The organism is Streptomyces sp. HUAS TT11 (assembly GCF_051553595.1).
Taxonomy (GTDB): domain Bacteria; phylum Actinomycetota; class Actinomycetes; order Streptomycetales; family Streptomycetaceae; genus Streptomyces.
The window spans coordinates 5,994,921-6,009,779 of the sequence record NZ_CP196184.1; the positions used below are offsets into that span (position 1 = coordinate 5,994,921).

Sequence of the window (14,859 nt, forward strand, 5' to 3'; positions counted from 1 at the left end):
GCCGGAGGCGGGGACCCGCACGGGCCCCCGCCTGCGGGTCACCGTGTCGTCAACCGGGCGTAGATCCTGCCTTCGGTGTCGCGGACGGTGATCTGGGAGACGTAGTCGATGGGGTTGCCGCCGGGCTTGACGTGGGTGGTGGCGTACCAGGCGCCCCATCCGGGGTGGCCGGGCAGTTCGATGAGTTTGCCGTGCGCGGTTCCGGCCTGTGTGTGGATCTCGACTGTGGATGGGGTGCTTTTGCCGCCGTAGTACAGGCCGGAGAGGTAGGCGCGGCTGTCGGTGATCTCGGACTGGAGTGAGACCCCTGGGGTGCTCGGGTCGATGTTGCCGTCGACCATGCTGCGGAACTGCGGTTCGGGTGAGGAAGGCGTTGTCCAGTGCTTGCCCTCGGCCGTGAGCCAGAGCTGGAAACCGGGGGCGGCTGTCACACGCTCACCGGACGCGACGACACGGGGCGTCGGGGCGTTCCTCTTCGCCGTCGGCTGCACCGCCGTGGCGGTCCGGGCCTTTTCGGCCGGAGCGGCCGCGATCCGCGCCGCTCCCGCGTTCGTGACCTTGTCGTGCGGTGCCTTCGCCGGTGCGGCGTACGACACCGTGGCCATCCCGACCACAGCGGCCGCGACGGCCGCGCCGGCCACATACCTCAGCGTCCGTTTCATGAACGGGCAACTCCTTGCGGAACACGGACCCACAGGGGATCCAGGCTGGCTGGTGGACGGAGGGCGCCTCTCCACCCGTACAAACTCCCGTGGGTTCTCTCCCGGATGACACCCCCGCGACTTTTCTTCACGCGAGTTGCTGCGGATCCGGCGGTCGGCATTCCGGAAGTCGCATGCGCATCGGCGTACGTGTGGGAACGGCGGCCGGAACGCATGGGGAGACCGCCTCAACGGGCGGCCCGGACACGGAGGCGGGTGGACCGGGCGGCGTGGGGAGGCCCCTCCCTGTCGCCAGCGTCCTGGCAGCTCAAGGGGAGGAAACACGGGCTACTTCGGCCATCTTTGTTCTGCTGCGCAGCGATTCCTCGTTGCCGGACCTGCATGTGTTCGACGGACCGGAGTGGTGCGTCGAGGAGCATGCCGAACACTGCCATGAGCGCTCCCCGCGCCCCGGGGGCTGGCAGACACTGCAGGTGCACGCCTGTCTGCCGGAGAACGACGACGACCGGTGGCTGCACCGGCTGGTCATCGCAACCGGCTCACCCGTCATGATCGCAAGTGTCGTGGACAGCGATGTCTGCTACGTCCGGGGCCTGACTCCATCCGGAGGGGCCTGGCCGGCCTTCCTCGATCCGGTGATGGCTGCCCGCTCCGAGGTGTCGGTGCCGTTGTCGTCCGAGGACGAGGCGACCAGCTCGAATATCGCGATCGCAGCCCTGCCGAGCACTGTCGGACACAGACACTCCCGGCGGACAAGGTCATCGCCGCCCTGGCGGGCTGGGCGGCAGGGGGGATCGCCTGGCGGGACGCCTTCCAGTGGAACTCGATCGGTGACCGATCCAGCGGGAACCAGGCCGGGTTCCGCGCGCACGCGGCGCCGACGTCCGCCGCGAGCCGGTCGCGTCCACCGAGGTGATGAGGCACTCGATCGGGTGATTGTGGCCTTGGCGGCGACCGAACGACGCCGGGTCGCCGCCGCACGGACGGCGGCCGGTGCTTCGGGTCGCGGCCCTTCGATGCCGGCGGCCTCTCTCCGGCCTCGGGCCGGGTGGATGTGCGACGTGACACGTCAGAGCCGGGCCCGGCATCGCCCGGGTGACTCAAGGTGGTCCCGGCCTCGGCGATCCAAGGGCCGGTGCCGGCCGTCCGGTGCCGGGCACCGATGCTCGCCGTGACTCGACCGGAGTCGGCGCGAACCCGTGTGCGGAATGGCGGCGTCGCAGGCGGCGGGGAAACTGGGTGTATGGCCAGCCCCAGTCCCAGAACGGCGCAGGTTTGCCGCTTGCCTCCGCAGCCCCGGAGTGTCTCGGCGGCGCGGCGTTTTGTGAGGCGGGCCCTGGAGCAGAGCTCAGCGGACGTGGTCGACACCGCTCAGTTGCTGGTCAGCGAACTGGTGACCAATGCGGTGGTCCATGCGAACACCGAGGTGGAGGTGCGGGCCTGGGCCACCGGCGGCAGGGCGCACGTCCATGTCAGCGATCACCAGCCTTCCCGCGGCCTGGTGACCCAGCAGTTCAGCACCTATGCGACCACCGGACGCGGGCTCGGGATGGTTGAGCAACTGGCCTCCAACTACGGCGTGCACGTGGGCGAGGACATCAAGACGGTGTGGTTCGAACTGTGGCCCGACACGGCGCCGCCACCGGCACCGGGTTGGGGCACCGCGGTCAGGCCGTCCCTGTCGACCGCCATCGTGACGCTGATCGACATGCCTGGCGCGCTGCATGCGGCGGCTCAGCAGCACCGCGAGGCGCTCCTGCGTGAATCGCTGCTCACCGCGCTCGTCGAGGAGCAGCCGAGGGCGCTGTTGGACGATCTGCGCACCGCGCACGAGTGCAACCGCGTGATCAAGGCGGCCCTGACCGATGCAGCCGAGCAGCAGACCAGCCAGGGCAAAGTGCTCACCCTGGGGGTGTCGATCTCCGCCGACGCCGGGACAGCCCTGCCCACGTTGAGGCGCATGCTCGACTACGCCCAGGAAGCCGCCTGCGAAGGACGGCTGCTCACCCGACCGGCCCTGCCCCAGACCCGTGCGGCCACCGGATGGCTCCTCGACCAGATCAGCGGTCAACTCGCCGGTCGGCCCCCTACCGCCTGGACGTCGACGCCTCTCGAGCCCAGTGCCGTCTCGCCGGAGCCGGCACTGTGGGATCCCGGCCGTCTGCAGGCCTGCCCCACCCCCACGGTCGCCGCCGACGACGCGGACCGGATCATCGCCGTGAACCCGCCGGCGGCCGAGCTGCTCGGCTGGTCGGTGGACGAACTCGTCGGACAGCGCATCACCGTGATCATCCCCGAAGAGCTGCGTGAAGCCCACATCGCGGCGTTCACCTCCCTCCTGCTCACCGGGAAGCCCCGCATTCTCGGCCGTACGGTGACGATGCCGGCACTGCACCGCGACGGCAGGCTGGTCCCCGTCAGCCTGCTGATCCGTACCCAGGAGGCGCGGGACGGCCGTGGCGTGTTCGTCGCCCGCCTCACCCCCGCACAGGAGGCTCCGGCCGGGCACTAGCGAGCGGGTTCCGTCTCCGCCGCCTCGGCCGGCACCACGCTCGGCAACTGGGGATCTGCACCTCCGTGCCCCCGCCTCCGCCGGACGGGCCGCCGTCCACTCCGCCCCGGCCTCGTGATTTGAAGAATCCTTGAAACAACAATCGTTGAGAATTCAAGTTAGGGATGCCTAACCTAACTTCGCTCTGGATGTCCCTACCTCCAAGGACGGTCGGCCATGCCCCCACCCAGCTCGTTTCCGGACGCCCTGCCGCTCGCGGTGGCGCCGCCCTCGACCCCTCTCGGTCCGTTCGAGGACAGCGCCGTCGCCTGGGTGCCGTGGGTGACGTTGATGGGCTTCGTCGGTCTGACCGCACTTGCGCTGGTGGCCGCCGGACCTTCCGCGCGCCGGATCGGACCGGACACGCTCGCCGCGGTGACGGCTCGTCTGTCCCGCGCTGCGGTGGTCCTCGGGCTCCTGGCCGTACCCGCCGTTCTCACCGAACTCGCCCACGGCGCGTCGGAGGACGGCGGCGGCTACGACTACGGTGCGGCGTGGAGCACGTTGTACGACGGCAGCAACGCCGGTCGACTGTCCGGGCTCGAGGTCACCCTCGTGCTCGCCGGTGCCGTGGTGCTCGCCCCGCTCTGCGCACGCCGCGTGGCGGCGGGCCGGGCCCGGAAGTGGCTGTCGGCCGTCGGACTCGGCGCCGGCGCGATCGCTCTGGGGACCACCAAGTTCCCGGACGAGGTACCGGAGGACTGGGGCCGCACCGGCTTCGAGACGCTGATGTGGATGCTGCACCTGCTCGGCGGCGCTGTCTGGCTCGGCGGACTGGCGGGCCTCGCGCTGCTCGCCATGCCGGGCGCGGTCGCCCCCGCCGACCGGGAAGCATTCTGGTCGCCGTCGATACGCCGCTTCTCGGCCGCCGCGATGAGCTGCGTCGCCGCCATCGCCCTTTCCGGGCTCTTCCTGTACTGGGAGCATGTCGACGGCCCCTCCCAGCTGTTCACGACCATGTACGGGCGCGTGCTCGGCGTGAAGATCCTCATCTTCGGCGTCTTGCTGCTCCTGGGTGCCTTCAACCAGTTCTGGCTGCACCCGAGGCTCGACGCCCTGCGTGCCGCGGGCGAGGCGCGCCCGCTGCGCACGATCCTCGTACGGGAGTTCCCCATCGTGGTGACCGTCGAGACGCTCCTCGGGACGGCGTTGCTGTTCGTCGCACCGTTCCTGCACGGCTCGGCGCGCAACCAGGCCTTCCAGGCCGACGTGGCCAGGCACTCCACGGTCCTTCCCGACGAACTGCCCAAGCTCGCACCCAAGGAGGTGAGCGTGTCCACGTGGGTCTGGGGAACGACCGAAACGCTCGTCCTCCTCGCCCTGTTGATCGCGGGCTACTGGTTCTCCGGCAGGCTCGCCCGCCGGCGTGCCACCGCCGCGAATGGCACCGTGACGAGCAACCCGGGCGACCTCGTCCAGGCTTAGTGAACGTGCCGGGGAGCGGGCGGTGATCCGTCCGCGCCCCGGCCGTCACGAGCGGGGGACTCTGCGGGGCGCAGCCTGCCGGCGATGTGGCGATGTGGCGATGCGGCGACGTGTTGGGTGTGTCGGCCGTTCCGACGACGCAGGGGCGGCCCTGGACGGGACCCGGGGGGTGGTTCGCTTCCGCTTCCGTGGTGCGCGGACCGTGGGACTCCGGGCACGCGGACGCGCGGCGTACGCCGAGGGGCGTCCGGTGCGCACGGGTGCTTCGTCGTCACAGCCACGACGCTGCGGTCCCAGTGGTATAAGGGTATGGTCAATTTACATGGCAGATCCCCGGACCAATTCCGCGGCGGCCCCGCCCCCCGCGTTGGGCACCGACCTCCATCTGGACCTGCGCGGGCCCGGGCTCCGGACAGCACTCACGGAGGCCTTGAGGGAGGCCGTGCGCACGGGGCGTCTGGCACCCGGCAGCCGGTTGCCGGCCTCCCGCTCACTCGCCGCGGATCTCGGTGTCTCGCGCAACACCGTGGTCGAGTCGTACGCCGAACTGGTCGCGGAGGGCTGGCTCACCGCCCAGCAGGGCTCCGGCACCCGGGTGGCCACCCGGGCGAAGCCGCACAGAGCCGCGCCCGAGGCCCCCCGAACGCGGCCGGACGCGCACCGTCCCAGGTACGGCCTGGTGACGGGTGCGCCGGACCTCGGGAACTTCCCGCGCTCGCAGTGGCTCGCCGCCGCCCGCCGGGCACTGACCGCCGCACCGAACGACGCCTTGGGCTACGGCGATGCCCGCGGCCGGGTGGAACTGCGCACCGCGCTCGCCGACTACCTGGCGCGGGCCCGCGGTGTGTACGCCGAGCCGGAGCGGATCGTCGTCTGCTCCGGTTTCCACCACGGTCTGGCGTTGATGGCGCAGGCGCTCAGGGCGCGACAGGTGCGGGCGGTGGCCGTCGAGGCCTACGGTCTCGGCCTGTATCGCGATCTGCTGACGCAGGCCGGTCTCGACATCCCGCCTCTCGGCGTCGACGAACACGGCGCGTGCACCGACGACTTGGCTCGACTGCGCGGAGTGGGCGCGGTGCTGACGACCCCGGCGCACCAGTACCCGACGGGCGTCGCGCTCAGCCCGGAGCGGCGCGCGGCGGCCGTCGACTGGGCACGGGCCACGGGCGGCCTGATTCTGGAGGACGACTACGACGGGGAGTTCCGCTACGACCGTCAGCCGGTGGGGGCCCTGCAGGGCCTTGATCCGGAGCGGGTGGTCTACTTCGGTTCGGTGAGCAAGTCCCTGGCCCCCGGTGTACGGCTCGGCTGGATGGTGCCGCCGGAGGAACTCGTCCCGGAGATCGTGGCGGCCAAGGGACACGGCGACTACATGACGAGCGCCCTGGAGCAGTTGACGCTTGCGGAGTTCATCACCTCGGGCGCCTACGACCGACATGTGCGCTCGATGCGGCTGCGTTACCGGCGTCGCCGCGACGAACTGGTCACGGCCCTGCGCCGGAGAGCTCCTGGCATTCGTGTGACCGGCATGGCGGCAGGACTGCAGGCGGTCCTCGAGCTTCCGCCGGGAACCGAGGGCTCGGTGGTCCGGGCGGCGGCCCGAGAAGGTCTGGCGGTCGGCGGGTTGCGGCAGTTCGGCCATGAAGCGGCCGACTCCGGGTGGCGGTTGCCCGAGCGGGACGCCCTGGTGGTCAACTACGCGGCGCCCTCGGACAGCGCGTGGGCGGGTGCACTGGACGCGTTGTGCAGGGTGATGCCCTAGACGGGGCTCCGAGGGGAGCGGTGGGCCCTGGCCACGGGCGGCGTGGCCCTGTGGGGTGCCGAGGAGTCGGGGGCCGTCGGCCTCGATCGTGAGGAGGCCCGGCCGGCGCCGCCGCGATCCGTCAGGCGGTGTGCCGTGCCGTCGGGGTCCCGTCATCCGTTCCCACGGACCTCTCCAGGTGGGCGAGCGCGTCGGCGGCCGTGTCCGCGACGAAGACGAGTTCTGCGAGGGGCGCCGGCAGCAGACCCTCGTCGTCCATGCGCCGGAGCTGGAGGATCAACCCGTCGTAGAAGCCGTCCGTGTTCAGCAGCACCACGGGCTTGTCGTGCAGCCCGTGCTTCTTCAGCTCCAGTACCTCGGTCGCTTCGTCCAGGGTGCCCACGCCGCCGGGCAACACCACCAGGGCGTCGGACAGGGCGAGCAACCGCGCCTTGCGTTCGGCGAGATCCTCGGCGAACGTCATGTCGTCGGCGTCCTTCCTGGCCCACTTCCGAAGGAAGCCGACGGAGACGCCGACGAGCCGTCCTCCCGACGCCTGTACGGCGTCGGCGACGACCTTCATCAGTCCGGTATCGGACCGGCCCGGCCCAAGAAACGCCCGGCGGGTCGGGTTGCCGGGGCGGCTCGGCGCTTCGGGGCGTTGGTGCGATCGGGGGAGCCCCCATGCCCAGGGGGAGGGGGCTCCGGCCGGGATCTGTTCAGTCGCCGCGGGAGTCCGAGCCGTAGGCGGCAGCGATGTCCTTGGACGTCCCCCACCGGCTGTAGGTGGGCGACTGGGGCCAGCCCTCGGGCGAGTCCTGCCACTCCTCCTGCCGCCCGTACGGCAGGAGGTCGATCAGCGCGAAGGTGTGACTGAGCTGCTCGGTGCCGCGGCCGTTGGTGTGCCAGGTCCGGTAGACGGTGTCGCCGTCGCGCAGGAACACGTTGACCGCGAAGCCTCCGTCGGGCGGTGCGCCGACGTCGGCCCCGAAGGAGCTGTCTTCGGTCGAGTACCACGCCATTCGGTTGCCGACCCGCTGCTTGTAGGCGAGTGCCTCGTCGATGGGGCCCTGGGTGACGATGACGAACCGCGCATCGTAGTTCTCCAGGAACTCCAGGCGGGTGAACTGCGCGGTGAATCCCGTGCAGCCCGGGCACTGCCATTCCTTCCCGGCGAACCACATGTGGTTGTAGACGATCAGCTGCCGCTTGCCCTCGAAGAGGTCCGCCAGCCGAACGGGGCCGTCCTCGCCCTCGAGGGTGTAGTCGGGCATCTCGACCATCGGCAGGCGACGGCGCTGGGCGGCGATCGCGTCGAGCTCGCGCGTCGCGGCCTTCTCCCGGGCACGCAGTGCCTCGAGTTGGCGCTCCCACGTTGCGGCATCGACGACGGGTGGTAGTGCGTGGGTGGTCATGGTCCCCTCACAGAGCTCGTGCGCAGCTTTCGCTTGTGCAGAGGCAGACCCCGCTCGGTGCCGGAACTCATCGGCCGCCCGCCGACGAGAACTCTTCGGTACCGCCGGATCCGGGCGTCCGCCGCCTCCGTCACTGTGGACGCCATCCGGCGCAAGCGCGCACAGCGCGGCAGGGGCGAGGAGGCCACCGGGCTCGACGCCTCCGGCACGCAGCGCCACGGCAAGCTCGGTGACGAACCGGTCGCCGGTCACCGACGTCGCCCTCCCGGACCGGACGGCGGAGGATTCCGTGACGGGTCCAGGGCGCCGCTGTCCGCGGAAAGGGGCGCGGTCGGCCGACGTCCGAGCTCGTCTCTCCGAGGGCGCGGGACTCGGACGCGGGGAGCGTTCGACGACGGCGGGGTGCCGGTGAGCCGCTACGGGACACGGCGGCCCCGTGTCGTCGACCGCTGTGCCGACCGTCGCCGTGCCGCCTGCCGGGGCACGGCAGCAGTGCGATGCCGGAGCCCGTCAGCGGATGACGTCGAAGACGTTCTTCTGGAGTCCGTTGGCGTAGACCTCGTGTTCGACCAGCTTCAGCTTCTGGGTGTCCTTGTCCGTGGTGCTGAACAGGCGCTTGCCCGCGCCCAGCAGCAGCGGAAAGACGAGCAGGTGGTAGCGGTCGATCAGGCCCGCGTCCGAGAGGCTCTGGTTCAGGGAGGCGCTCCCGTGGACGATGATCGGGCCTCCCTCGGTCTCCTTCAGGGCCGCGACCTCGTCGAGCGAGCGCAGAATCGTGGTCTCGCCCCAGTTCGCGGCCAGTTGGTCCTCGGTGAGGGTCGTGGAGACGACGTACTTCGGCATCGACCTGTAGTCGCCGAACTCCTCCATGTCCGGCCACACCGGGCTGAACGCCTCGTAACTGACCCGGCCGAGCAGGATCGCGGTGGATTCCTTCTGCTCCTGCCCCTTGATGGCGTACGCCTCGGGCACGAACTCGACGTCCTTGAAGGTCCATCCGGAGTTCCGGTAGCCGGCTTCGCCGCCGGGGGCCTCCACGACGCCGTCGAGCGACATGAAGGCGGTGCTGATGAGAGTACGCATTCGGGGTCCCCTTGATGAGTCGTGTCCGGTCCGCGATTGCTCGGCGCGCACTTCTGCCGCACAGGCCGCCGGGTTCGGGCGCGGTCCGGCGACCGAGCGGTGCCGCCGGCCGTCCGGAGCGGACTCGTCGACGTTCAGCGCACTCCCAGCATCCAGCCGACAAATAAATTTGTCAAGGTGATCGAAGTTGTCGGTTGGGAGGTCGCCGGGCCGGGTCCGGGGCCGCCGGGTCCGGGGCCGCACGGAGGCCGTGGCGTGTCGGTACCGGTGTCGACCGGGAGCAAGGGCGGGCTCGTCGTCTCCGGCGGCGCCCCGAGGGGCGCCGTGTGCGTGCCCCCAGCCCCTTCCCCGACCGGGGAAGGGGCTGGGCGGTATCCCTCGGCAGCTCCTGACCGCCCGGGCCTTTGCTGTGTCGGCGCCCCCGGAAACCGCCTGGGACTCCATGGGCGGCGACCGGTCGGGACGGCTACACGGGCACGACGTAGGGGAAGCCGCCGGTCCTCAGGTGCTCGGCGACGGACGGCTTGAGCCCGGCCGGCACGGCCGTGCCGGCCACGAGGGAGAGCATCGCCTCGGGTGCGTTGTCGGCCAGGGTGCGGCCGTTGCGCACCGCGAAGCCGTAGGTGGCGGGAGTCCCGACGACGTAGGGGAGCACGTCGGGGAACAGCTGCCGGGCCACGGTCCGTCCGTATCCCTCCGGGTCCGCGCTGGTCCCGGTGGCGGCGACGACGGCCGCGACCTGACCGGCGATCTCCTCCCCGGCAGCCGCGAGATCCTCGGAGGGATGCCGGGTGTTGGCCGGGTTGGAGAAGTCGGTGTCGCCCGGCCAGAAGATCGGCCACATCATCGGATGCCCGCCGCGGTTGATCTGCCGCCATCCACCGGCGTCGGTGGCCAGCTTGGTCGCACACCACACACCGGTACGGGCTCCGGGGTGCAACTGCGGGTGCCCGTGGGGTACTTCGAGCACGATCGGCTCCACAGTGGTGCCGGTGAAGCTGTTCCGGGCCTCCTGCGGGCGCCAGCCCGAGAGGTCCACCGCCGTTCCCTTCGCCACCGCCCCGTTGACGACGGCCAGCAGGGACAGGTCGATGTAGAACGAGTCGGAGATGCGTCCGGCCCACAGGCGGGTGCCGTCCGCCGCGGCGGTCCGGCCGGTGCGGCCTTCCAGCACGAGCTCGCCGTCGGCGGAGTCCTCGCGCGCCTCGTCGCCGGTCAGGACGTGCAACTGCAGTGCCTGCGCGCCGTCCGGGTCGGGTTCGCCGAAGGAGACCCGATAGGTCAGGGTCTCGAAGTCGGCGCCGTCGAAATGAACCTTGAATTCGTAGCGAGCCTCCGGGTGGAATCCGGGCCGCGCATACACGCCGGTGATATCGGAGTTGACGTCCATGACGAATACCGTGCTGTGTTCGCCGGGGAACACATACAGGTCGTCGATGAACAACTGACCGTTCTGGGCGGCCTGTGGAGTGTCGAGGTGGTGAGACATGGTCGGTCCTTACTGCTCTCGGTCTCGCATCGGGGGAGGGCGGGGCGAATCCGCATGCCTTCTTCCTGTTCGGCAGGTCGGGAAGGGGTCGCGTGCCGTCGCTCCCGTCGGGTCGGGGCGCTCTCGCGCGGTCCGTCGGCGGTCGAATCGGCCGTGCAGGCCCTGTCGGAGCCGGCTTTCGTCAGGTGGCCGCCCGTAACGGCGGAATTCGTCCTCGAGCGGATCTCCTGCCGTCCACGCGGCGGGAATTCATGACCATCACGCTGCCGAACCTGTCTGGAGATCGCGATGCACAATGTGTCGGCCGTTCTTTCCGGACGTCTCCCATCCTCGCCGGGCAGGCGACGGTCCGGTACCGGCCGATCGGGAATGCCCTCATAATCGGGGGTTATGAGCACCTCGCCTCCCGACCTCGGCAGTCTCCAGTTGCTGACATTGGTGGCCGAGCTGGGCAGCCTGGGCCAGGCCGCCGAGCGCATGGGGATCAGCCAGCCCGCCGCGAGCAAACGCCTGACCCTGCTCGAGCGCCGCCTGGGCCTGACGCTGGTGAACCGCGACACGCGAGGCTCGGTGCTGACCACCGAGGGCAAGGCCGTGTGCCAATGGGCGGGGCGGGTGCTGGCCGAAGTGGATTCGCTGATGGTGGGTGTGGCGGCGCTGCGTGGCGACCGCGCCGTCGACCTGCACCTGGCAGCCAGCATGACGCTGGCCGAACACTTCGTACCCGGATGGCTGGGCACACTGCAGCGGAACTCGCCCGATGTCTACGTCAGCCTCAAGGTGACCAATTCCGAACAGGTCGCCACGCTCGCCGCGAGCGGGCGGATCGGCCTGGGGTTCATCGAGGCGCCGGCCGTGCCGTCCGGGCTCGACTCACGCCAGGTGGGCAGCGACCGGCTGGTCGTCGTGGTCGCGCCGCAGCATGCCTGGGCGCGGCGGCGGGAGCCGGTGGATCCGGTGGAGCTGGCCCGAACCCGTCTGATCGTCCGCGAAGCGGGTTCAGGTACCCGCGAGACGCTCGAGCGTGTGCTCGCCGGCTCGGGCGTCGAGCGGGTCCGGCCGCTGATGGTGCTGGACGCCAACGCCGCGGTGCGCAGGGCCGTGGCCGAAGGCGCCGGTCCTGCGGTGCTCAGTGCGGTCACGGTCCAGGAGGACCTGGCCGAAGGGCGCATCGTGGAGGTCCCGGTGACGGGTGCCGATCTGCGCCGGCGGCTTCGTGCCGTGTGGCCGAAGGACCGCCCGCCCACCGGAGCGGTCGAGGAACTGCTGCGGATCGCCGTACGTACGCCCCGCGAGGAACCGTCCCCCTCGACCGGGCCGGTGGCGGGGCGGGGCGGGGCGACACCACCCCTGTGACGCAGGGTTGATCCGACCCGAGGCCTTCGGGACCACGGCGGTGCCCGGCGCCCCTGCCGCGGTGCGACTCACCGGCCCTGGGCGCGCCGCACCCGCACCCGCTCGGCCTTGCGCACGTCCCGGCAGCGGGCGGGAGATGGCGACGGCGCTGCCGGCTCTTCACACCGCCCGGCGTTTCCTCAGCTCAGCGAGCCATGCCCGTACCTGTTCGTCGTCGTGCAGGTAACCGTCGCTCTCGCCCGCCGGGAGATCGATTCCATGGAGGAGGTCGAGCGCCACCAGGAGAGGTCGTCCCAGACGATTTTGTCCTCCGTCATCCACCCCGCCGCCCAGCGGTCGGCCTCGTCCCGGGACAGCCGGCCCGCGACAAGCCCAACGAAGTGATCTTCGATCTCGTCGAGAGTCGGTCGGCCGACGGCATCCACGCCCCGACCGTACAAGCAGGCCGACCGTTGCTCGATGCGGCAGCACCACGCCCCCAGCCGGCGCGCCGTCAGCCGGAGCTCTTCGGCCGTGCCGGGGGGCTCCACGAGCAGTACCCCGGTCTCCTGGCCCTGGTGGAACACGCGCAGGCGCGGGCCGTCGGCCGTCACGCGCAGTTCCTTCCAGGGGTGGCTCCACAGCAGGTCGGCGTGCTTCCACAGCTGCAAGTTGCGTGTGGTCAACCGCAGTTGGCCGGGGAGATTCTCGTGGGGGGTGGCCGCCTGCCGCCGGTCGAACGGCGGCCGCACGGTGTACGTGCTGAGCACGATCTCATCCCGTGCGACAGCCTGCGCGCGGACACCGTCCTCGTGGCCCGACCGCGCACCCGACCAGGCGGCGAAGCCGCCCGAGACCGCGGCCACCGGCAGTACGAGCCACCAGGTCAGATGCGCGGTGTAGCCCTCGACGAGGATCACCACGGTCCCCAGGGCGGCGGCGGTGACCCCGCCGGAGAGCGCGGCGCGCCGGATGTGCCGGTGGCGTTCGTCTTCCTCGCTCGTCCGCTCGGGTTCCCGCCGTGCCATGTGGAATCCCCCTGATCCCGCCCCGTACGACCCGTGATCCGGGCTTCTCCGGCCCCGCGCCTTCATAAACGTCCACGGCACCGCGGGAGTTCACAGGAACAGGGGACGCCTGCGGCAGCGGGGCGTACGCCACGTCCGACCGGGTGGGGCCCCGTGGCCCCGCCCCGGTCAGCGCCGGTCGAGGAGCGGAGGGACGAGGGGGACCTCGATGGCGCCCTCGATGTCCTGGGTGGTCGTTCCGGCCGGTCCGAGCCCGTCCGGTGCGACCGGGACGGACCGGTCAGGGCCGGGTGCCCCGGGCGGTGTCCCGGAAGGCGGTCGGGGTCTCGCCGACCCGCAGCCGGAAGAACTTGGTGAAGACCGTGGCGTCCGGGAAGCCGAGCCGCTCGCCGACGGCCCTGGCGGGCAGGTCGGTGTGCACCAGCAGCCGTTTGGCCTCCAGCAGGACACGGTCGTCGATGAAGCGTTTGGCGCCGCACCCCGCGGTGGCGCGCGTGGCCCGGGTGAGGGTGCGCACGCTGTAGCGGAGATCCCTGGCGTAGTCCTCCACGCGGTGGCTGCGGGTGTAGCCGTCCTCCACCGCCCGCCGGAACCGGCGGAACACCTCGTTGCCCGTCTCGGCGCCACCTCGGGGGCCGCGCAGCTGCGCGAGGCGCAGGACAAGGGCGGTGAGCAGGTGGCGGAGCACCTCGATGTGGACGTCGGGCGGCAGGTTCGCCGGCCGGCGGTACTCGCCGGCCAGCAGTGTCAGCAGGGTGGACAGTGCCTCGCCTGCCGCGCCCTCGGGGACCAGCGGCCCCTGCGGAGGCCGGTGGGCGATGTCGGCGGTCAGGGCGGCGGGGCCGAGGAAGCCGGGCCGGATCAGGATGACGACGCCCTCGGCGGCGGTGAGGTCGGAGCGGAACTGGTGGACCTGGCCCGGGCGTGCCCATAGCCAGCTGCCTTCGCCCAGCCGGTGCTCGGTGAAGTCCAGCGAGTACTCCAGCACGCCGGACCGTACGGCGATCAGCTCGTGGAAGGCGGCCCGGATGGGGGAGTACGGGTCGACGCCGTGGCCCGCCGCGCGAGCGAGCAGCCCGGGGAAGTCCAGCACCTCCACCCCGGGCGGAGCTCCCACCGACGATGTGTAGGGGACGTCCGTGAGTTCGGGCTGACCGTTTCTGTCCACGCCGGGTCCCAAGGGAGATGCCACAGCCTCCTATTTTACGGTCGGCCCCGATCGTCAAGGGCTGTGCGATGGCCGAAAGATACCGGTTATTCGATAGGCGCGACGAAGGAGCGCCGGCACGGACGAAGCCGGCTCCGCCGAGGTCGAACCGCGTGGCCGGGCGGGACGCCGGGGTGTCGTGGCGACGACCGGGGCGCTGCGCCCGATCGTCGACGCTCCGGGGAGCGGGAGCAGGGTCGGCCCCGGGGCCGTGGTCCCGCTTGCGACCTGGGCCCGAGGGACTTGTAGTGGAGTAAAAGGGCCAGGTGAAGGCGGTCGGGCATGCGTGGGCATGCGCACGCCAATCGCCGCATGGGGGCTTCACGCCGTCCGCAAGACGTGACGAGGGATGGCGATGCGAACGAACATCATCCGCAGCGAGCGCATGGTCGTCAGCTTCGACGTGGTGAACGGCTGGACCGTGCTCGAGGTCGACGGCGAGATAGACGTCCACACCTCGCCCAGGATCCGGGAGGCGGTGATCAAGCTGCTCGACGAGGGACACCGCCACCTCGTCCTGGACCTGTGCTTCGTCCCGTTCCTGGACTCCGTGGGCCTCGGGGCCGTGGTGGCCAGCACGAAGCACGTCCGCGAACACGGGGGTTCGCTGCGTATCACGTGTCCGTCCGGACGGTCGCGCAAGGTCTTCGAGATCAGCGGCCTCCACGACGCCTACGAGTTCTACGACTCACCGGAGGACGCGACGCTCTACGCTCCGTCGGCCGACGGGCTGGTGCACTGGCAGGACGACTGAGTGCGTCACCGGCAGGAGTGACGTGAACGGCGGGGGTCCACCGTCCCCGCCCGATTCCTGCCGGGTTCGTCCGGGGCCGTGGCTCGCTGCGGCACGGGCAGGTGCGCAGCACTCCGGCCCCGTGGCGGCGGGGCGTCCGGCGTCCGGAGACCGGCCCGGTGCGCCGCGT

11 protein-coding genes and 1 pseudogene are annotated in these 14,859 nt (G+C 71.1%); 5 read left to right on the forward strand and 7 right to left on the reverse strand.

The genetic code is table 11. From position 1 onward, the window contains the following. Positions 1 to 38: 38 nt before the first annotated feature. Positions 39 to 662 (reverse strand): hypothetical protein, encoded by a 624-nt coding sequence (locus tag ACSHXN_RS26755; RefSeq protein WP_438303856.1) that lies wholly within the window; start codon positions 660 to 662, stop codon positions 39 to 41. 1,162 nt (positions 663 to 1,824) lie between these two features. Between ACSHXN_RS26755 and ACSHXN_RS26760 the strand changes: the two genes are divergently transcribed. The 3 genes from ACSHXN_RS26760 (at position 1,825) to ACSHXN_RS26770 (ending at position 6,400) form a co-directional block, all read left to right on the forward strand. After that, positions 1,825 to 3,174, forward strand: a complete 1,350-nt coding sequence (locus ACSHXN_RS26760; protein WP_356111448.1) for an ATP-binding protein — start codon at positions 1,825 to 1,827, stop codon at positions 3,172 to 3,174. A gap of 216 nt (positions 3,175 to 3,390) precedes the next feature. Then, positions 3,391 to 4,638, forward strand: a complete 1,248-nt coding sequence (locus tag ACSHXN_RS26765) for a copper resistance D family protein (RefSeq protein WP_438303858.1) — start codon at positions 3,391 to 3,393, stop codon at positions 4,636 to 4,638. A gap of 322 nt (positions 4,639 to 4,960) precedes the next feature. Further along, complete coding sequence (locus tag ACSHXN_RS26770) at positions 4,961 to 6,400, forward strand: PLP-dependent aminotransferase family protein (protein ID WP_383353660.1); 1,440 nt, start codon at positions 4,961 to 4,963, stop codon at positions 6,398 to 6,400. A gap of 121 nt (positions 6,401 to 6,521) precedes the next feature. Here ACSHXN_RS26770 and ACSHXN_RS26775 read toward each other — a convergent pair. The 4 genes and pseudogenes from ACSHXN_RS26775 to ACSHXN_RS26790 form a co-directional block, all read right to left on the reverse strand. Then, positions 6,522 to 6,983: pseudogene (locus ACSHXN_RS26775) on the reverse strand (TIGR00730 family Rossman fold protein); the annotation flags it as partial. A gap of 115 nt (positions 6,984 to 7,098) precedes the next feature. Beyond that, positions 7,099 to 7,794 carry a DUF899 domain-containing protein gene (locus tag ACSHXN_RS26780; RefSeq protein ID WP_355137571.1) on the reverse strand — a complete coding sequence of 232 codons (696 nt, stop codon included), beginning with the start codon at positions 7,792 to 7,794 and terminating at the stop codon, positions 7,099 to 7,101. Between the two features lie 510 nt (positions 7,795 to 8,304). After that, positions 8,305 to 8,877: a dihydrofolate reductase family protein gene (locus ACSHXN_RS26785; RefSeq protein ID WP_355137573.1), complete on the reverse strand. Its 573-nt coding sequence runs from the start codon at positions 8,875 to 8,877 to the stop codon at positions 8,305 to 8,307. A 466-nt stretch (positions 8,878 to 9,343) separates the two neighbouring features. Then, on the reverse strand, positions 9,344 to 10,366 hold the full coding sequence (locus tag ACSHXN_RS26790) for a DUF4331 family protein (protein ID WP_438303859.1): 1,023 nt from the start codon (positions 10,364 to 10,366) through the stop codon (positions 9,344 to 9,346). A 390-nt stretch (positions 10,367 to 10,756) separates the two neighbouring features. Between ACSHXN_RS26790 and ACSHXN_RS26795 the strand changes: the two genes are divergently transcribed. Further along, a complete protein-coding gene (locus tag ACSHXN_RS26795) occupies positions 10,757 to 11,722 on the forward strand; it encodes a LysR family transcriptional regulator (protein WP_355137577.1) in 966 nt (321 codons plus the stop codon). A gap of 179 nt (positions 11,723 to 11,901) precedes the next feature. Here ACSHXN_RS26795 and ACSHXN_RS26800 read toward each other — a convergent pair whose 3' ends face one another. Both ACSHXN_RS26800 and ACSHXN_RS26805 read right to left on the reverse strand, forming a co-directional pair. After that, positions 11,902 to 12,729, reverse strand: coding sequence for a hypothetical protein (locus ACSHXN_RS26800; RefSeq protein WP_438303860.1), 828 nt, complete (start codon positions 12,727 to 12,729; stop codon positions 11,902 to 11,904). Between the two features lie 280 nt (positions 12,730 to 13,009). After that, positions 13,010 to 13,921, reverse strand: a complete 912-nt coding sequence (locus tag ACSHXN_RS26805) for a helix-turn-helix domain-containing protein (RefSeq protein WP_438303861.1) — start codon at positions 13,919 to 13,921, stop codon at positions 13,010 to 13,012. A 370-nt stretch (positions 13,922 to 14,291) separates the two neighbouring features. On the opposite strand from ACSHXN_RS26805, the gene ACSHXN_RS26810 reads away from it, so the two are divergent. Then, positions 14,292 to 14,690: an STAS domain-containing protein gene (locus tag ACSHXN_RS26810; RefSeq protein ID WP_383353667.1), complete on the forward strand. Its 399-nt coding sequence runs from the start codon at positions 14,292 to 14,294 to the stop codon at positions 14,688 to 14,690. Positions 14,691 to 14,859 lie beyond the last annotated feature (169 nt).